General features: G+C 72.2%; 12 protein-coding genes and 3 pseudogenes. 5 read left to right on the top strand and 10 right to left on the bottom strand.

Going from position 1 to position 15255, the window contains the following annotated elements; translation table 11 throughout:
* Positions 1–138: 138 nt before the first annotated feature.
* Positions 139–765, top strand: coding sequence for a phosphatase PAP2 family protein (locus tag IE251_RS30640; RefSeq protein ID WP_189756226.1), 627 nt, complete (start codon positions 139–141; stop codon positions 763–765).
* 6 nt (positions 766–771) lie between these two features.
* Here IE251_RS30640 and IE251_RS30635 read toward each other — a convergent pair whose 3' ends face one another.
* The 8 genes and pseudogenes from IE251_RS30635 to IE251_RS30600 all read right to left on the bottom strand — a co-directional run bounded on the left by IE251_RS30635 (position 772) and on the right by IE251_RS30600 (position 10443).
* The gene (locus IE251_RS30635; RefSeq protein ID WP_189756225.1) at positions 772–2592 is read right to left on the bottom strand and encodes a chitinase; all 1821 of its coding nucleotides are present in this window, start codon (positions 2590–2592) and stop codon (positions 772–774) included.
* Between the two features lie 97 nt (positions 2593–2689).
* Positions 2690–3136: pseudogene (locus tag IE251_RS30630) on the bottom strand (hypothetical protein); the annotation flags it as partial.
* Positions 3137–3247: 111 nt separating this feature from the next.
* Entirely contained in the window at positions 3248–4678 is a 1431-nt protein-coding gene (locus IE251_RS30625; protein WP_189756223.1) for an NAD(P)/FAD-dependent oxidoreductase, read from the bottom strand.
* Positions 4679–4725: 47 nt separating this feature from the next.
* Positions 4726–5526 (bottom strand): ABC transporter permease, encoded by an 801-nt coding sequence (locus IE251_RS30620; protein ID WP_189756222.1) that lies wholly within the window; start codon positions 5524–5526, stop codon positions 4726–4728.
* A complete protein-coding gene (locus IE251_RS30615) occupies positions 5527–6456 on the bottom strand; it encodes an ABC transporter permease (RefSeq protein ID WP_189756221.1) in 930 nt (309 codons plus the stop codon).
* Positions 6456–7607, bottom strand: a complete 1152-nt coding sequence (locus IE251_RS30610) for an ABC transporter ATP-binding protein (protein WP_189756220.1) — start codon at positions 7605–7607, stop codon at positions 6456–6458. The genes IE251_RS30615 and IE251_RS30610 overlap by 1 nt, the downstream gene beginning before the upstream one ends.
* A gap of 2 nt (positions 7608–7609) precedes the next feature.
* Complete coding sequence (locus tag IE251_RS30605) at positions 7610–8857, bottom strand: polyamine ABC transporter substrate-binding protein (RefSeq protein WP_189756219.1); 1248 nt, start codon at positions 8855–8857, stop codon at positions 7610–7612.
* A 50-nt stretch (positions 8858–8907) separates the two neighbouring features.
* Positions 8908–10443, bottom strand: coding sequence for a gamma-aminobutyraldehyde dehydrogenase (locus IE251_RS30600; protein ID WP_189756218.1), 1536 nt, complete (start codon positions 10441–10443; stop codon positions 8908–8910).
* A gap of 208 nt (positions 10444–10651) precedes the next feature.
* Here IE251_RS30600 and ybiA point away from each other — a divergent pair, with 208 nt between their 5' ends.
* Positions 10652–11215 carry a riboflavin biosynthesis intermediates N-glycosidase gene (gene ybiA / locus IE251_RS30595; RefSeq protein WP_189756217.1) on the top strand — a complete coding sequence of 188 codons (564 nt, stop codon included), beginning with the start codon at positions 10652–10654 and terminating at the stop codon, positions 11213–11215.
* 50 nt (positions 11216–11265) lie between these two features.
* On the opposite strand, the gene IE251_RS30590 is transcribed toward ybiA, so the two are convergent.
* The gene (locus IE251_RS30590; RefSeq protein ID WP_189756216.1) at positions 11266–11673 is read right to left on the bottom strand and encodes a DUF4190 domain-containing protein; all 408 of its coding nucleotides are present in this window, start codon (positions 11671–11673) and stop codon (positions 11266–11268) included.
* Between the two features lie 1127 nt (positions 11674–12800).
* On the opposite strand from IE251_RS30590, the gene IE251_RS30585 reads away from it, so the two are divergent.
* Positions 12801–13868: an adenosine deaminase gene (locus IE251_RS30585; RefSeq protein WP_234470912.1), complete on the top strand. Its 1068-nt coding sequence runs from the start codon at positions 12801–12803 to the stop codon at positions 13866–13868.
* 106 nt (positions 13869–13974) lie between these two features.
* Positions 13975–14658, top strand: a complete 684-nt coding sequence (locus IE251_RS30580; protein WP_189756215.1) for a glycerophosphodiester phosphodiesterase — start codon at positions 13975–13977, stop codon at positions 14656–14658.
* Here the strand turns inward: IE251_RS30580 and IE251_RS30575 are convergent.
* A pseudogene (locus IE251_RS30575) lies at positions 14612–14893 on the bottom strand (NADP oxidoreductase); the annotation flags it as partial. The gene IE251_RS30580 and the pseudogene IE251_RS30575 sit on opposite strands and share 47 nt — an antisense overlap.
* Positions 14894–14986: 93 nt before the next feature.
* Between IE251_RS30575 and IE251_RS30570 the strand changes: the two are divergent.
* Positions 14987–15139 (top strand): annotated as a pseudogene (locus IE251_RS30570) (winged helix-turn-helix transcriptional regulator); the annotation flags it as partial.
* Positions 15140–15255: the final 116 nt, after the last annotated feature.

The raw sequence follows: 15255 nt of genomic DNA, 5'->3' as shown, positions 1-15255 counted from the left end.
CGATCGGACGGTCGCCGCCCCAAACCCCCCGGGGCGCGCGGCACACCGGTCCGGACGGCCGCCTCGGAACCATCCCCCCTGTTCCGGGGCGGCCGACCTCCTTCCTCCCCGCCGGATTCGACCTGCCAAGCTGGGCCCATGCTGCTCCTGGTCCTCCCGGTGGTCCTCCTCGCCCTGATCACCTGGCAGGTCGTCGCCGATGGCCCGCTGCTGCGGCCGGACGCCGAGGTGAGCCGGGCCCTGGTCCAGCCGGACAGGTTCTCCCGGTTCCTCTCCGACCTCGGCAACGTCCAGGTCGCCGTCCCGGTGCTGGCCCTCGCCCTCGCCGCCGCCCTGTGGCTCGGCCGGGTCCGGGGCGCCCCCCGCTGGTGGCTGCCGCCGCTGACCGCCGCCGTGCTGATGGCGCTGGTCCCGGCGGTCGTCGTACCGCTGAAGGAGTGGACCGACCGGCCGGGGACACCGGCGGTGCCCCCGGCGACGGGCTACTTCCCGTCCGGTCACACCGCGACGGCGGTGGTGGCCTACGGCTCGGCGGCCCTGCTCCTGCTGCCCTGGCTCCGCTCCCCCGCCGCCCGCCGCGCGCTGGCGGCCGGCTGCGGGGTCCTGGTCCTCGGGGTGTCCTACGGCCTGGTCCGGCACGGCTACCACTGGCCGCTGGACGTGCTGGCCGGCTGGTGCCTGGGCGCCGTGCCGCTGGCCCTCCTCGCCCGCGTGGTCAGCCGGAGCGGGCGCGGTCACCCGAAGCAGGCCGATCAGCCGAAGTAGGCGCGGTCAGCCGAAGTACGCGTCGAAGTTCTTCTGGAACTCCCAGTTCGCGTACCGGTCCCAGTTCACCGACCAGGTCATCAGGCCGCGCAGGGCCGGCCAGGTCCCGTGGGTGGTGTACGAGCCGCAGTTCGTCTTCTTCGTGAGGCAGTCCAGGGCCTTGGTGACCTCGGCCGGGGAGACATGGCCGTTGCCCGCGTTCGTGGACGCCGGCATGCCGATGGCGACCTGGTCGGGGCGCAGCGGCGGGAAGACGTTGTTCTGGTCGCCGGCGACCGGGAAGCCGGTCAGGAGCATGTCGGTCATGGCGATGTGGAAGTCGGCGCCGCCCATGGAGTGGTACTGGTTGTCCAGGCCCATGATCGGACCCGAGTTGTAGTCCTGGACGTGCAGCAGGGTCAGGTCGTCGCGCAGGGCGTGGATCACCGGGAGGTAGGCGCCGCAGCGCGGGTCCTGGCCGCCCCACTTGCCGGTGCCGTAGTACTGGTAGCCGTTCTGCACGAAGAACGTCTCCGGGGCCATGGTGAGGACGAACTTGGCGCCGTACTTGGCCTTCAGGGTCTTCAGCGCCGAGATCAGGTTGACGATCACGGGTGTGGTCGGGTTCTTGAAGTCCGTGTCGCCCGCGTTCAGCGACAGCGAGTGGCCCTCGAAGTCGATGTCGAGGCCGTCCAGGCCGTAGGTGTCGATGATGTTCGAGACCGAGGAGACGAAGGCGTCGCGGGCCGCGGCCGTGGTCAGCTGGACCTGGCCGTTCTGGCCGCCGATGGAGATCAGCACCTTCTTGCCGGCCGCCTGCTTGGCCTTGATCGCCGCCTTGAACTCGGCGTCGCTCTCCACGTTCGGGCACTCGGTGACCGGGCAGCGGTTGAAGCGGATGTCCCCGGAGGTGACCGAGGTGGGCTCGCCGAAGGCCAGGTCGATGACGTCCCAGCTGTCGGGGACGTCGGCGAGCCGGGTGTAGCCGGCGCCGTTGGCGAAGCTGGCGTGCAGATAGCCGACGAGGGCGTGGGCGGGCAGGTCGGACGAGCCGCCGCCCCCGCCGCCGCCCGTGCCGGGGCTGGTCGTCGCGGTGACGACCGCGGACTTCGCGGACTCGCCGGCCTCGTTGACCGCGGTCACCTGGAAGCCGTACGCCGTGGAGGCGGCGAGTCCGGAGACGGTCGCCGAAGTCCCGGTCACCGTCTGGACCTTGACGCCGTCGCGGTAGACCGCGTAACTCGTCGCGCCGGTCACCGCCGACCAGGACAGTCCGACGGAGGAGGAGGTCACGGTGGTGGTCTTGAGGCCGGCCGGGGCGGCGGGCGGCTGGGTGGTGCCGCTGCCGCCGGGACCGACGAGGGTGATGTCGTCGGCCTGGTAGGCGCCGGTGCCGTACCAGCCGTGGGTGTAGATCGTGACCTTGGTGGTGGTGGCCCCGGTGCGGAAGGTGGTGCTCAGTTTCTGCCAGTCGGGGGCGGACTGGGTCCAGGCGGAGACGTCGGTGGTGCCGGTGCCGCTCGCGCCGAGGTAGACGTAGGAGCCGCGGACGTATCCGGACAGGGTGTACTGGGCATTGGGCTGGACGGTCACCGTCTGGGAGCACTGGGCGTTGTCGCCGCCGGCCGGGGTGGCCTGGAGCGCCGAACTCCCGCTGTGCACGGGTGAGCCGACCGTCGTACCGGCGGTGCAGGTCCAGCTGGTCAGGCCGGACTCGAACCCGCCGTTGACGGCGACGTCCGCGTCGGCCGCACGGGCGGCCGACGAGAGCGCGGTGATGCCGGGCACGGCCAGGGCTACGGCCGTGAGCGCGGCGAGGACGGATCTGCGACGTCTGGTGCGTTCCACAAGGGCCTCCGGGGCCGGGGGAGTTGGAGGAGCGGAGCGCACACAATTTGGTCCAGACCAATCCCGCTGTCAAGGTGTGCGGGCGTTACCGGTCCGCATCACCGCGCCGGGCCCGCTCCGCCGCCGCCTCGTGCATCGCCAGTTCCAGCAGCGCCGGGTCGGTCAGCGTGCCGGAGCCGTCCGGCGGCACCAGCCAGCGCACGCCCCGGGCCGCCCGGCCCGGGTACGGCACGACGATCCAGGTGCCGGCCCCCGCGGTGCGGACGCCGGTGCCGACCCAGCGGGCCGCGGTGCCCGCGGGCACCAGGAACCCGAGCCGGCTGTCACCGAATCCGGCGAGCACCGGGCCGGGCCGGTCGAGCAGGCGGGTGAGCACGTCCAGGGTCGGATGGCCGAGGTCGCCCGGCAGGATCAGGACGTCCCAGGCCTTGCCGGCGGGCAGCAGGGCGACCCCGAGGGGGTTGCGCTCCCACTCCCGGCGGCAGGCCTCGGGGTCCGGTGCGACGGATGCCAGCCACGCGACGGCCGTCTTCGTCCCAGTCATCGAAAAAGCCTCCCTCTCGGTCATGGACGCGGATGCGTCGAGAGGTGAGAGGGAGGCGGCCCCGGGGCATTACGCGGGTTCGCACGGCCCCTTGGGGTGAGGTGGGTCACCTCAGCTGTCGAAGCCCAGCCCCAGCCGGTCCATCGTCCGCAGCCACAGGTTCCGCCGGCCGCCGTGCGCGTCGGCGCGGGCCAGGGACCACTTGGTGAGGGCGATGCCGGTCCAGGCGAACGGCTCCGGCGGGAACGGCAGCGGCTTCTTGCGAACCATCTCCAGCTCGGTCCGCTCGGTGCGCTCCCCGTCCAGCAGGTCCAGCATCACGTCCGCGCCGAACCGGGTGGCGCCGACCCCGAGGCCCGTGTAGCCGGCCGCGTAGGCCACCCGGCCCTGGTGGGCGGTGCCGAAGAACGCGGAGAACCGGGAGCAGGTGTCGATCGCGCCGCCCCAGGCGTGGGTGAAGCGGACGCCCTCCAGCTGCGGGAAGCAGGTGAAGAAGTGGCCGGCGAGCTTGGCGTACGTCTCGGGCCGGTCGTCGTACTCGGCGCGCACCCGGCCGCCGTAGGGGTAGATCGCGTCGTAGCCGCCCCACAGCACGCGGTTGTCGGCGGAGAGCCGGAAGTAGTGGAACTGGTTCGCCGAATCCCCCAGCCCCTGTCTGTTCTTCCAGCCGATGGACGCGAGCTGCCCGTCGGTCAGCGGCTCGGTCATCAGGGCGTAGTCGTAGACCGGGACGGTGTACGACCGCACGCGCCTGACGAGGCTGGGGAAGATGTTGGTGCCGAGCGCGACCTTGCGGGCGCGGACGGCGCCGTAGGGGGTGCGTACGGCCATCCCGGCGCCGTAGGCCCTCAGGGTGAGGGCGGGTGTGTGCTCGTACACCCGCACCCCGAGCCGGAGGCAGGCCCGCTTCAGGCCCCAGGCGAGCTTGGCCGGGTGCAGCATGGCCACGCCCCGGCGGTCCCACAGGCCCGCCTGGAAGGTGGGCGAGTTCACCTCGGCGCGCACGGCGTCGGCGTCCAGGTACTCGATGCCGTCGGCGAGGCCCTGCTCCTCGAGTTCCCGGTGCCAGTCCTTCAGCTCCCAGGCCTGGTAGGTCTCGGTGGCCACGTCGATCTCGCCGGTGCGTTCGAAGTCGCAGTCGATGCCGTGCCGGGTGATCGCGGCCTCGATCCCGTCGAGGTTGCGCCGGCCCAGCTCCTCCAGTCTGTGGATCTCGCCGGGCCAGCGGGCGAGGCCGTTGGGCAGGCCGTGTGTGAGGGAGGCGGCGCAGAAGCCGCCGTTGCGGCCGGAGGCGGCCCAGCCCACCTCGCGGCCTTCCAGCAGGACTACATCGCGCCCGGGGTCGCGCTCCTTGGCGTTCAGCGCGGTCCACAGCCCGCTGTAGCCGCCGCCGACCACCAGCAGGTCGCAGGTCTCGGCGGTGGTGAGGGCGGGCTCGGCGGCCGGCTTGCCGGGGTCTTCCAGCCAGTACGGGACCGGCTGGGCTTCGGAGAGAGAGGCGATCCAGTTGTCTTTCCCACGGCTCATGGCGCTTGGGGCCATGATTTCAACTCCCTACAGAGGATTTCCGGCGAGGCCGGTGAAAGGGCCTATGCCTTCTGCTTGTTCCGGCGGTTTCCGAGGACCATCGCGAAGAGGACGAACAGGACGGCGAGGAGGAACATGGCGGTGCCGATCACATTGATCTGCACGGGCGTTCCGCGCTGCGCCGAGCCCCATACGAACATCGGGAAGGTGACCGTCGAGCCGGCGTTGAAATTGGTGATGATGAAATCGTCGAAGGAGAGCGCGAACGACAGCAGCGCGCCCGCGGCGATTCCGGGTGCCGCGATGGGCAGGGTGACCCGCAGAAAGGTCTGCACGGGACCGGCGTACAGGTCCCGGGCGGCCTCCTCCAGACGCGGGTCCATCGACATCACGCGCGCCTTGACGGCGGTGACGACGAAACTCAGGCAGAACATGATGTGGGCGATCAGGATCGTCCAGAAGCCCAGCTGGGCGCCCATGTTGAGGAACAGGGTGAGCAGCGAGGCGGCCATGACCACCTCGGGCATGGCCATCGGCAGGAAGATCAGCGAGTTGACGGCGCCGCGCGCGCGGAAGCGGTAGCGGACCAGCGCGAAGGAGATCATCGTGCCGAGGACGGTGGCGCCGACCGTCGCCCAGACGGCGATCTGCAGGCTGAGGGAGAGCGAGCCGCACATGTCGGCGACCCCGCACGGGTCCTTCCACGCGTCCGCGGAGAACCGCTGCCATTCGTAGTTGAAGCGCCCCTTCGGTTTGTTGAAGGAGAACACCGTGACGATGATGTTCGGCAGCAGCAGATAGGCGAGCGTCAGCAGACCGGCGATGACGACGAGACGGCGCTTGAGCCAGTTCAGGAAGGGCATTTAGACCAGGTCCTCCGTCCCCGACCGGCGGATGTAGAGGGTGACCATGGCCAGGATGGCGGCCATGAGGATGAAGGAGAGCGCGGCGGCCGTCGGATAGTCCAGGACGCGCAGGAACTGCGTCTGGATGACATTGCCGATCATGCGGGTGTCGGTGGAGCCGAGGAGTTCGGCGTTGACGTAGTCGCCGGCGGCCGGGATGAAGGTCAGCAGCGTCCCGGAGACCACACCGGGCATGGACAGCGGGAAGGTGACCTTGCGGAAGGTGGTCCAGGGCCGGGCGTACAGGTCGCCGGCCGCCTCGTGCAGCCGCCCGTCGATCCGCTCCAGCGAGGTGTACAGCGGCAGGATCATGAACGGCAGGAAGTTGTACGTCAGCCCGCACACCACGGCCAGCGGGGTGGCCAGCACCCGGTCGCCGGCCGTCCAGCCGAGCCAGCCGGTCAGGTCCAGGACGTGCAGGGTGTTCAGGGCGTGCACGACCGGGCCGTTGTCGGCGAGGATCGTCTTCCAGGCCAGGGTGCGGATCAGGAAGCTGGTGAAGAACGGCGCGATCACCAGGATCATGATCAGGTTGCGCCAGCGGCCGGCGCGGAAGGCGATGAGGTACGCCAGCGGGTAGCCGAGCAGCAGGCACAGCACGGTCGCGGCGGCGGCGTAGCACACGGAGCGCAGGAACTGCGGCCAGTACGCGTTCAGCGCGTCCCAGTAGGTCGCGAAGTGCCAGGTGACCTTGTAGCCCTGCTCCAGGGAGCCCTGCTGCACGGAGGTGGAGGCCTGGTAGACCATCGGCAGCGCGAAGAAGACGATCAGCCACAGCATGCCGGGCAGCAGCAGCCAGTAGGGGGTGAACCGGCCGCGCCGGCGCGGGGGCTTCTCCTCGGGTGCGGCGGGGCCGAGCGGCGGGGGCGCCTCGGTGAGCGTGGACATCAGGCGGCGACCTCTTCCTCGGTGCCCGCGTCGATGGCCTGGGCCGCGTCCAGGGCGAAGGTGTGGGCCGGGCTCCAGTGCAGGACCACGTCGGCGCCGGGCACCAGCCGGCCGTCGCGCTCGACGTTCTGCACGTACACCGACAGGCCGGCGCAGACCGGGCTGTCGATGACGTACTGCGTGGAGACGCCGATGAAGCTGGCGTCGGCGATCTTCCCGGTGAGGCGGTTGCGGCCGGCCGGGATCTCCCCCGCGTCGTCGGCGTGCGTGAGCGAGATCTTCTCCGGGCGGATGCCGACCAGCACCTTGCCGCCGGCCGTCGTCGGGGCGGTACACCGGGCGCCGGGCAGCACCAGCTTGCCGTCGCCCGCCTTCAGCACGATGTCGTCGCCGCTGCGGGTGCCGACCTCGGCCTCGATCAGGTTGGAGGTGCCGAGGAAGTTCGCGACGAACGTGGTCCGCGGGTTCTCGTACAGGTCGGCCGGCGCGCCGAGCTGCTCGACCCGGCCGCCGTTCATCACGGCGACCGTGTCGGCCATGGTCATGGCCTCCTCCTGGTCGTGCGTGACATGGACGAAGGTGATGCCGACCTCGGTCTGGATGCGCTTGAGCTCCAGCTGCATCTGGCGGCGCAGCTTCAGGTCGAGGGCGCCGAGCGGCTCGTCCAGCAGCAGCACCCTGGGGTGGTTGATCAGGGCGCGGGCCACGGCGACCCGCTGCTGCTGGCCGCCGGAGAGCTGGTGCGGCTTCTTGCGCGCCTGCTCGCCTAGCTGGACCAGCTCCAGCATCTCCTCGACCTGCTTCTTCACGCTCTTGATGCCCCGCCGGCGCAGGCCGAAGGCGACGTTCTCGAAGATGTCGAGGTGCGGGAAGAGGGCGTAGGACTGGAAGACCGTGTTGACCGGCCGCTTGTACGGCGGCAGGTGGGTGACGTCCTGGTCGCCGAGCCGGACCGTGCCCGTGGTGGGCTCCTCCAGGCCGGCGATCATGCGCAGGGTGGTGGTCTTGCCGCAGCCGGAGGCGCCGAGCAGGGCGAAGAAGGAGCCCTCGGGCACGGTCAGGTCCAGCGGGTGTACGGCGGTGAAGGAGCCGTAGGTCTTGGAGATTCCGGAGAGGCGGACGTCGCCGCTGTTGTCTGGTGTCGTCTTCATCGTCACGCCCCTGTGAGCTTCGCGAACTTTCCTTCGTAGGCCGTCTCTTCCTTCTGGCTCAGGGAGCGGAAGGCATGGGACTTCGCCTGCATGGCCTTGTCGGGGACGATCAGCGGATTGTCCGCCGCGTCCCGGTCGATCTTCGCAAGGTAGGGCTTCACCCCGTCGACCGGTGTCACGTAGTTGATGTACGCGGCGAGCGCGGCGGCCTGCGCGGGCTCGTAGTAGAAGTCGATGAGCCGTTCGGCGTTCGTCTTGTGGCGGGCCTTGTTGGGGACGCACAGGTTGTCGGTCGACGTCACATAGCCGCTGTCGGGGATGACGAAGTCGATGTGCGGGTTGTCCGATGTGAGCTGGACGACGTCGCCCGCCCAGGCGATGCAGGCGGCGAAGTCGCCCTTGGACAGGTCGGAGGTGTAGTCGTTGCCGGTGAAGCGGCGGATCTGGCCCTTGTCGACGGCCTTCTGGAGGCGGGCGATCGCCGCGTCGTAGTCGTCGTCGGTGAACCTCGCCGGGTCCTTGCCCATGTCGAGCAGGGTCATGCCCACGCTGTCGCGCATCTCGGACAGGAAGCCGACGCGCCCCTTGAGCCTCGGGTTGTCCAGCAGGTCGGAGACCGAGCGCACCTCGATGCCGTCCAGTGCCTTCTTGTTGAAGGCGATGACGGTGGAGATGCCCTGCCAGGGGTACGAGTACGCCCGCCCGGGGTCCCAGTCCGGGTCGCGGAACTGGGCCGAGAGGTTGGTGTAGGCGTGCGGCAGGTGGGACGGGTCCAGCTTCTGCACCCAGCCGAGGCGGATCATGCGGGCGGCCAGCCAGTCGGTGAGGACGATGAGGTCCCGGCCGGTGTCCTGGCCCGCGGCGAGCTGGGGCTTGATCTTGCCGAAGAACTCGTTGTTGTCGTTGATGTCCTCGGTGTAGTCGACCGTGATCCCGGTCCGCCCGCGGAAGGTCTCCAGGGTGGGGTGGTGCTTGCCGCTGTCGTCGACGTCGAGGTACTCGGTCCAGTTGGAGAAGTTGACCACCTTCTCCGTGGCCGAGTGGTCCTGGGCGGAGGTGCCGCCCTGGTTCTTGCCCGCCGCGGGGATCCCGCAGGCGGCGAGCGTCCCGAGGCCGCCGGCCGCGAGCGCGCCGCCGGTCGCGGCCCGCAGCAGCGACCGGCGGGTCAGGGCGGCCCTGCCGCCGCGGAGGCCGCGCCGCAGGGCGGCCGCCTGGGGCGGGGTCAGGCGTTCGGGCTCGTACTGCTCCATGCGCGTGGTGCCCTTTCGGGAGGGATCGGCCTGGTCAGTGGCCTGGTCGGTCAGCGGTCCCCGAAGACGGTGCGGTGCCAGTCCTTGGCTGCCACCGCGGTGTTGTCGAACATGACGTGCTTGATCTGCGTGTACTCCTCGAAGGAGTACGCCGACATGTCCTTGCCGAAGCCCGATGCCTTGTAGCCGCCGTGCGGCATCTCGCTGATGATCGGAATGTGGTCGTTGACCCAGACGCAGCCCGCCTTGATCTCCCGGGTGGCCCGGTTCGCACGGTAGACGCCGCCCGTCCACGCGGAGGCGGCCAGGCCGTACGGCGTGTCGTTGGCCAGCCGCAGGCCCTCGTCGTCGCTGTCGAAGGGCAGCACGACGAGGACGGGGCCGAAGATCTCCGACTGGACGATCTCGCTGTCCTGGGCGGCGCCGGTGATCAGGGTGGGCCGGTAGTAGGCGCCGTCCTTCAGCTCGCCCTGGGGCGCCTCGCCGCCGGTGACCACGCGCGCGTAGCCGCGCGCCCGGTCCACGAAGGCGGCCACCCGGTCGCGCTGGGCGTGCGAGATCAGCGGCCCGAGGTCGGTGCCGGGCGCGAACGGGTCGCCGAGCCGGACGGTCTCCATCAGCGCCGCCGTCCGCTCCACGAACGCCTCGTACAGCGGACGCTGCACGTACGCGCGCGTGGCGGCCGTGCAGTCCTGGCCGCTGTTGATGAGCGCGCCCGCGACCGCGCCGTGCGCGGCGGCCTCCAGGTCGGCGTCGTCGAACACGACGAACGGCGCCTTGCCGCCCAGCTCCAGGTGCAGCCGCTTGACGGTGGCGGTGGCGATCTCGGCGACGCGCCGGCCGACGGCGGTGGACCCGGTGAAGGAGGTCATGGCCACGTCCGGGTGTCCGACCAGGTGCTCGCCGGCCTCCTTCCCGGTCCCGGTGACGATGTTGACGACCCCGGCCGGGATGCCCGCGTCCGTGGCCGCCCGCGCGAACATCAGCGAGGTCAGCGGGGTGATCTCGGCGGGCTTCAGCACGATGGTGTTGCCCGCGGCGATCGCCGGGAGGATCTTCCAGGCGGCCATCTGGAGCGGGTAGTTCCAGGGCGCGATGGACCCGACCACCCCGATGGGCTCGCGCCGGACGTACGACGTGTGGTCCCCGGAGTACTCGCCGGCGGACTGACCCTGGAGGTGCCGGGCGGCGCCCGCGAAGAAGGCGGTGTTGTCGACGGTGCCCGGCACGTCGAACTCGCGGGTGAGCTTGAGCGGCTTGCCGCACTGGAGGGACTCGGCGCGGGCGAGGTCCTCGGCGCGCTCGGCGAGCACACCGGCGAACCGGTGCAGGGCCTCCGCGCGTTCGCCCGGGGTGGCGGCGGCCCAGCCCGGGAACGCCTCGCGCGCGGCGGCGACGGCCGCGTCCACGTCGTCGGGGCCGGCCAGTTCGTAGCGGTACACCTCCCGGCCGGTGGCGGGGTCGACCACGGCGTGGTGGCGGCCCGAGGTGCCCTTGGCCGGCCGGCCGGCGATGAACTGCGCGCCGTCCGCGAACCGGTCCTGGGCGGGGAATCGTTCCGGGGTGGCGGTGCCCGGGTTGTGCATGTCGCTCTCCTCCGCCGTACGCCCCGTCCCGGGGGTGGGTGGCGTAGCTCCAGCTCGAATTGAGTGCCGATCCTGACAGAGCCATAGGGCACCAACAAGTGATTCCGTTGTTGCCTTTTGGTTACGCGACGGAATCTGTCGACCAGTTGTCGAGTCGGCGGGCAAAAGGGCGGACGCATTGTCAGTGGTGCCTGCCAGACTCGCGTGCATGGGAAAGATCGACGGGGTGGAATCCCTGATCAGGGAGGTCCGGGCGGGGACCCGGGTGGAATACCTGCACTTCTGGGGTCACCGGCCGCGGCCGGACGGGCGGATCGGCGCGAGCTGTCTGAGCCAGTGGTGGCCGTCACCGTTCGTGGTGGACGGGGTGGAGTACGCGACGGCGGAGCACTGGATGATGGCCGGCAAGGCCCGGCTGTTCGGGGACGCGGAGGCGGAGCGCCGGGTGCTGGCCGCGGCGCACCCCGCCGCCGCGAAGAAGGCCGGGCGGCTGGTCCGGGGCTTCGACGAGGAGACCTGGCAGCGCGAGCGGTTCCGGATCGTGACCGAGGGCAGCGTGCACAAGTTCGCCGCCGACGACGGCCTCCGGCGGTTCCTGCTGAACACCGGGGACCGGGTGCTGGTGGAGGCGAGCCCCGTGGACCGCGTCTGGGGCATAGGCCTCGCGGCCGACGACGAGGCGGCGTCGGACCCGCGGCGGTGGCGGGGACCGAACCTGCTGGGCTTCGCCCTGATGGAGGCGAGGGAGCGGTTGGCGGGGGCGGGGGCCTGAGGGGGCGGGCGCCGGCGGGGGGCGGCGCCCACGGGTGGCGGCGCGTGGGGTCAGCCGAACGCCGCGATGATGACGGCGAACACGATCAGTACGAGGACGACGCCCGTCGCGCCGCAGATGAGGCCGGCCAGGGCCACCCCGGGGTTCGTGGCCTCGCCCCGCTTCGCCTTCCCCCGGCCCAGCGCGCCGAAGATGATCGCCAGGACGCCCAGCACCAGGGCGAGGGGCCAGGCCAGGAAGCCGATGTCCGAGAGGATGCCGAGCACGAGGGAGGCCGTACCCATGCCGTTGCTCGGGGCCGCCTGCATACCGGGCCAGCCGTAGCCGTTGCCGCCGGGATAGGGGGCGGCGCCGTACGAGGCGTGCGCCGGGCCCGGGTAGCCGTAGGCCGGCAGGGTGCCCGGGTAGCCGTACGGCACCTGCCCGGGACCGTCGGGGGCGATGGGCGGCGGGGGCACGGGTTCCGGTCCCGCGGGCGGGGCGAAGGGGTGGGCCTGGGCCGCCGGGCCGGAGGTGGGAGGCGCGTAGGGGTTCGGGGCCGGGGCGGGACCGGAGTGGGGGAAGGGGTAAGCGGCCTGGTCCGCCGGTTCGGCGGCGGGCGGCGCGAAGGGGTTCGGGGCCGGGGCGGGACCGGAGTGGGGGAAGGGGTAGCCGGCCTGGTCCGCCGGTTCGGCGGCGGGCGGCGCGAAGGGGTTCGGGGCCGGGGCGGGCGGGGCGAAGGACTCCGGCTGAGGGGTGGGCGCGGGTGGCGCGAACGGGTTGGGCTGCGGGGCGGGGGCCGGGGCCGGGGCCGCGGGCAGGGGTGACGCGGGGGCCGGGGCCCCGGTTCCGCCGGCTGGACTGGCCCAGGGCGCGGGCGGGGCGTCGGCGAGCGTCCTGTCGGCGGAGGCGGTCGGCTCCGGTGCCGTGGGCAGCGAGGTCAGGGTCTGCTGGCCGTGGACCGGGGCGGGGGCCGGGGGCGCGTCCTGGACGGGGGTCGGGTCGGCTCCGGGTGCCTCGGATGCCGGCGTCGCGTCGGCTATGGGTGCCGCAGCCGCCGACGCCGCCCCAGCTCCGGGTGTCCCAGCCGCCGATGCCGCCTCAGCTCCGAAGGTCTGGGACGCCGCTACCTGGTCCGCTCCCGACTCCGCAGGCGCAAGTGCCCAGTCCGCCTCGGACGCCGCAGACGCCGATGCCTGGTCCGCCCGGGGTTCCATCGCGCCCGGTATCCGGTCCGCCCCGGGCCCCACCGCCCCCGGTATCCGGTCCGCAGGGGATGCCGTCGGTGCCGGTGCCGGCTCCTTGTCGAGGGAGACGGAGGGTTTGGCGTCGTCCTGGGGAGCCCGGGCTGTCGAGGCCCCCTGCCCGGAAGCCGGAGCCGGTTCCGCCGGCCCGCGGTCGGGCGCGGTGCGCTCCCCCGGCGTGGACTGCGGCGCCTCGTCGGACATGGTGAAGGGACCCCTCTCCTGGACGGTCCCGTCATGCTACGGGCCGCACGGGACACCGCCGTCCCGGGGCCTACGATGAACCCGCGCCACCGATCAGCCGATCACCGCGCCCGGGCCGCCCGCCGCGGCCCACGGGCGCCGTTCCCGGGGAGGACCCCTTGACCGACACCGCCGTACCCGCCACCGGCACCGCCGACCGCGATCTGCGCTCCTTCATCGCGGGGCTGCCCAAGGCCGAACTGCACGTCCACCACGTCGGCTCCGCCTCCCCCCGCATCGTCTCGGAGCTGGCCGCCCGCCACCCCGGTTCCAAGGTCCCCGCCGACCCCGAGGCCCTCGCCGAGTACTTCACCTTCACGGACTTCGCGCACTTCATCGAGGTCTATCTGTCGGTCGTGGACCTCATCCGCACCCCGGAGGACGTCCGGCTGCTCACCTACGAGGTGGCCCGCGACCTGGCCCGGCAGCAGGTGCGGTACGCGGAGCTGACCATCACCCCCTTCTCCTCCACCCGGCGGGGCATCGACGAGCGGGCCTTCATGGACGCGATCGAGGACGCCCGCAAGGCGGCCGAGGCGGAGTTCGGGACCGTGCTGCGCTGGTGCTTCGACATTCCCGGCGAGGCCGGTCTGGAAGCGGCCGAGGTGACGACGCGGCTGGCCACCGAGGACCGGATCCGCCCGGAGGGCCTGGTGTCGTTCGGGCTCGGCGGGCCGGAGATCGGCGTGCCCCGGCCGCAGTTCAAGCCGTACTTCGACCGGGCCATCGCCGCCGGTCTGCGCTCCGTTCCGCACGCCGGGGAGACGACCGGCCCGGAGACGGTGTGGGACGCGCTGCGCGACCTGCGCGCCGAGCGCATCGGGCACGGCACGAGTTCCGCGCGGGACCCGGAGCTGCTGGCGTACCTCGCGGAGCACCGGATCCCGCTGGAGGTCTGCCCGACCTCCAACATCGCCACCCGCGCGGTCCGCTCCCTGGAGGAGCACCCGATCAAGGAGTTCACGCGGGCCGGGGTGCTGGTGACGATCAACTCCGACGACCCGCCGATGTTCGGCACCGACCTGAACAACGAGTACGCGGTGGCCGCCCGGCTCCTGGAACTGGACGAGCGGGGCCTCGCCGCGCTCGCGAAGGACGCCGTCGAGGTCTCCTTCCTGGACGCGGCGGGCAAGGCCCGGATCGCCCGGGAGATCGACGACTACACCAGCGCCTGGCTCGCCGGCTGAGCGCCCGCGTCCCTCCGTCCCCCGCGCACACCCCACCGAGCGCGGGGGGCTCGGGCCACCACCCCCGCCCCCGGATCCCGGGCACCGCACGGCCACAATGGGGCGCATGCAGACCGTGACCGCCGTGGCCCACCGCGGCGACCCCTACCGTTTCCGTGAGAACACCCTCGCCTCGCTGCGTTCCGCGCTCGGGCAGGGCGCGGACGCCGTCGAGATCGACGTACGGCTCACCCGGGACGGCGTGCCCGTGCTGCTGCACGACGAGACGCTGCGCCGGCTGTGGGAGGTGGACCGGCCGCTGGCCGCGCTGTCCGCCGAGGAGCTGCGCGGGCTGACGGGGGGCGGGGTGCCGACGCTGGCCGAGGCGCTGGCCGCGACCGGTGACAGCCGGGTGATGGTGGACCTGTGCGGTCCGGTCGGCCGCCGTACCGTCGAGCGGACACTGGACGTGATCCGGCAAAGCGGCGCGCGGGACCGCGTCTACTACAGCGCGGGCGCCGAGGCGATGCTCGCCGTCCGGGCCGCCGACCCGGCCGCCGAGATCGCCCTGACCTGGACGACCCTGGCCCCGCCCCGCCCGGCGCTGCTCGCCGCCGTGCGCCCGCGCTGGCTCAACTACCGTTTCTCCCTGGTCGGCCGGGAGCTGGCCGCCCGGGTGCACCGCGACGGCTGTCTGCTGTCGGTGTGGACCCCGGACACCCGCCGCTCCATGAGCAGGCTGCTGGAACTGGGCGTGGACTCGATCACGACGAACCGGATCGACGTCCTGCACGCGCTGCGCTCCCGCTGACCCCGGCGAACTCCGGCGGCGGCGCGATCGCCTGCGCGTCCGCGCCCTCGCCCACCCACAGGCGGACGAGCCGCCGGACGACGGCGAGCGCGTCCTCGCCGTCCCCGCACAGGGGGACGGCGAGCGGGCGGCCGGCGAAGACCGGCGGGGTCAGCCGCCAGACGCTCTCGTGGCACAGGTCGAACGCCTTGACCACCCGGGCGGCGGGCGCGGCGACGGCGATCCGCTCGGCCGCGACCACGTCGTGCCCGGCGCGCTCCCACTGTTCCCCCAACGCCCGTGCCATGGCTCCGGTACCGAGCATTCCGATCCGCACGACTGCCTCCCGTCGCCTGTCCGCGTGGAGTATGAACTCACCTCCCTGGGACGGACGTTGCTCGGGCCGATCGACGCGTTCGGGGCGTGGGCCCTCGAGCACGGCGACGAGGTCATGGCGGCTCAGGAGCGTTACGCCGGTGACGGCCGGGAGCGGCTCCCGTAGGGGCCATCCCTGACAACTTCCGTACGCGCCCCGGTGGTTGTTCGGGGTCGCGCAAGGGTCGCGCCCCCTCCTCGGAGAGGATCCGGGCGGCGGGCCGCCGTCCGAGGATGATCAGG

The organism is Streptomyces eurythermus, from assembly GCF_014649115.1.
GTDB classification, from domain to species: Bacteria; Actinomycetota; Actinomycetes; order Streptomycetales; family Streptomycetaceae; genus Streptomyces; species Streptomyces eurythermus.
This window is presented reverse-complemented; position numbering and strand designations above follow the sequence as displayed.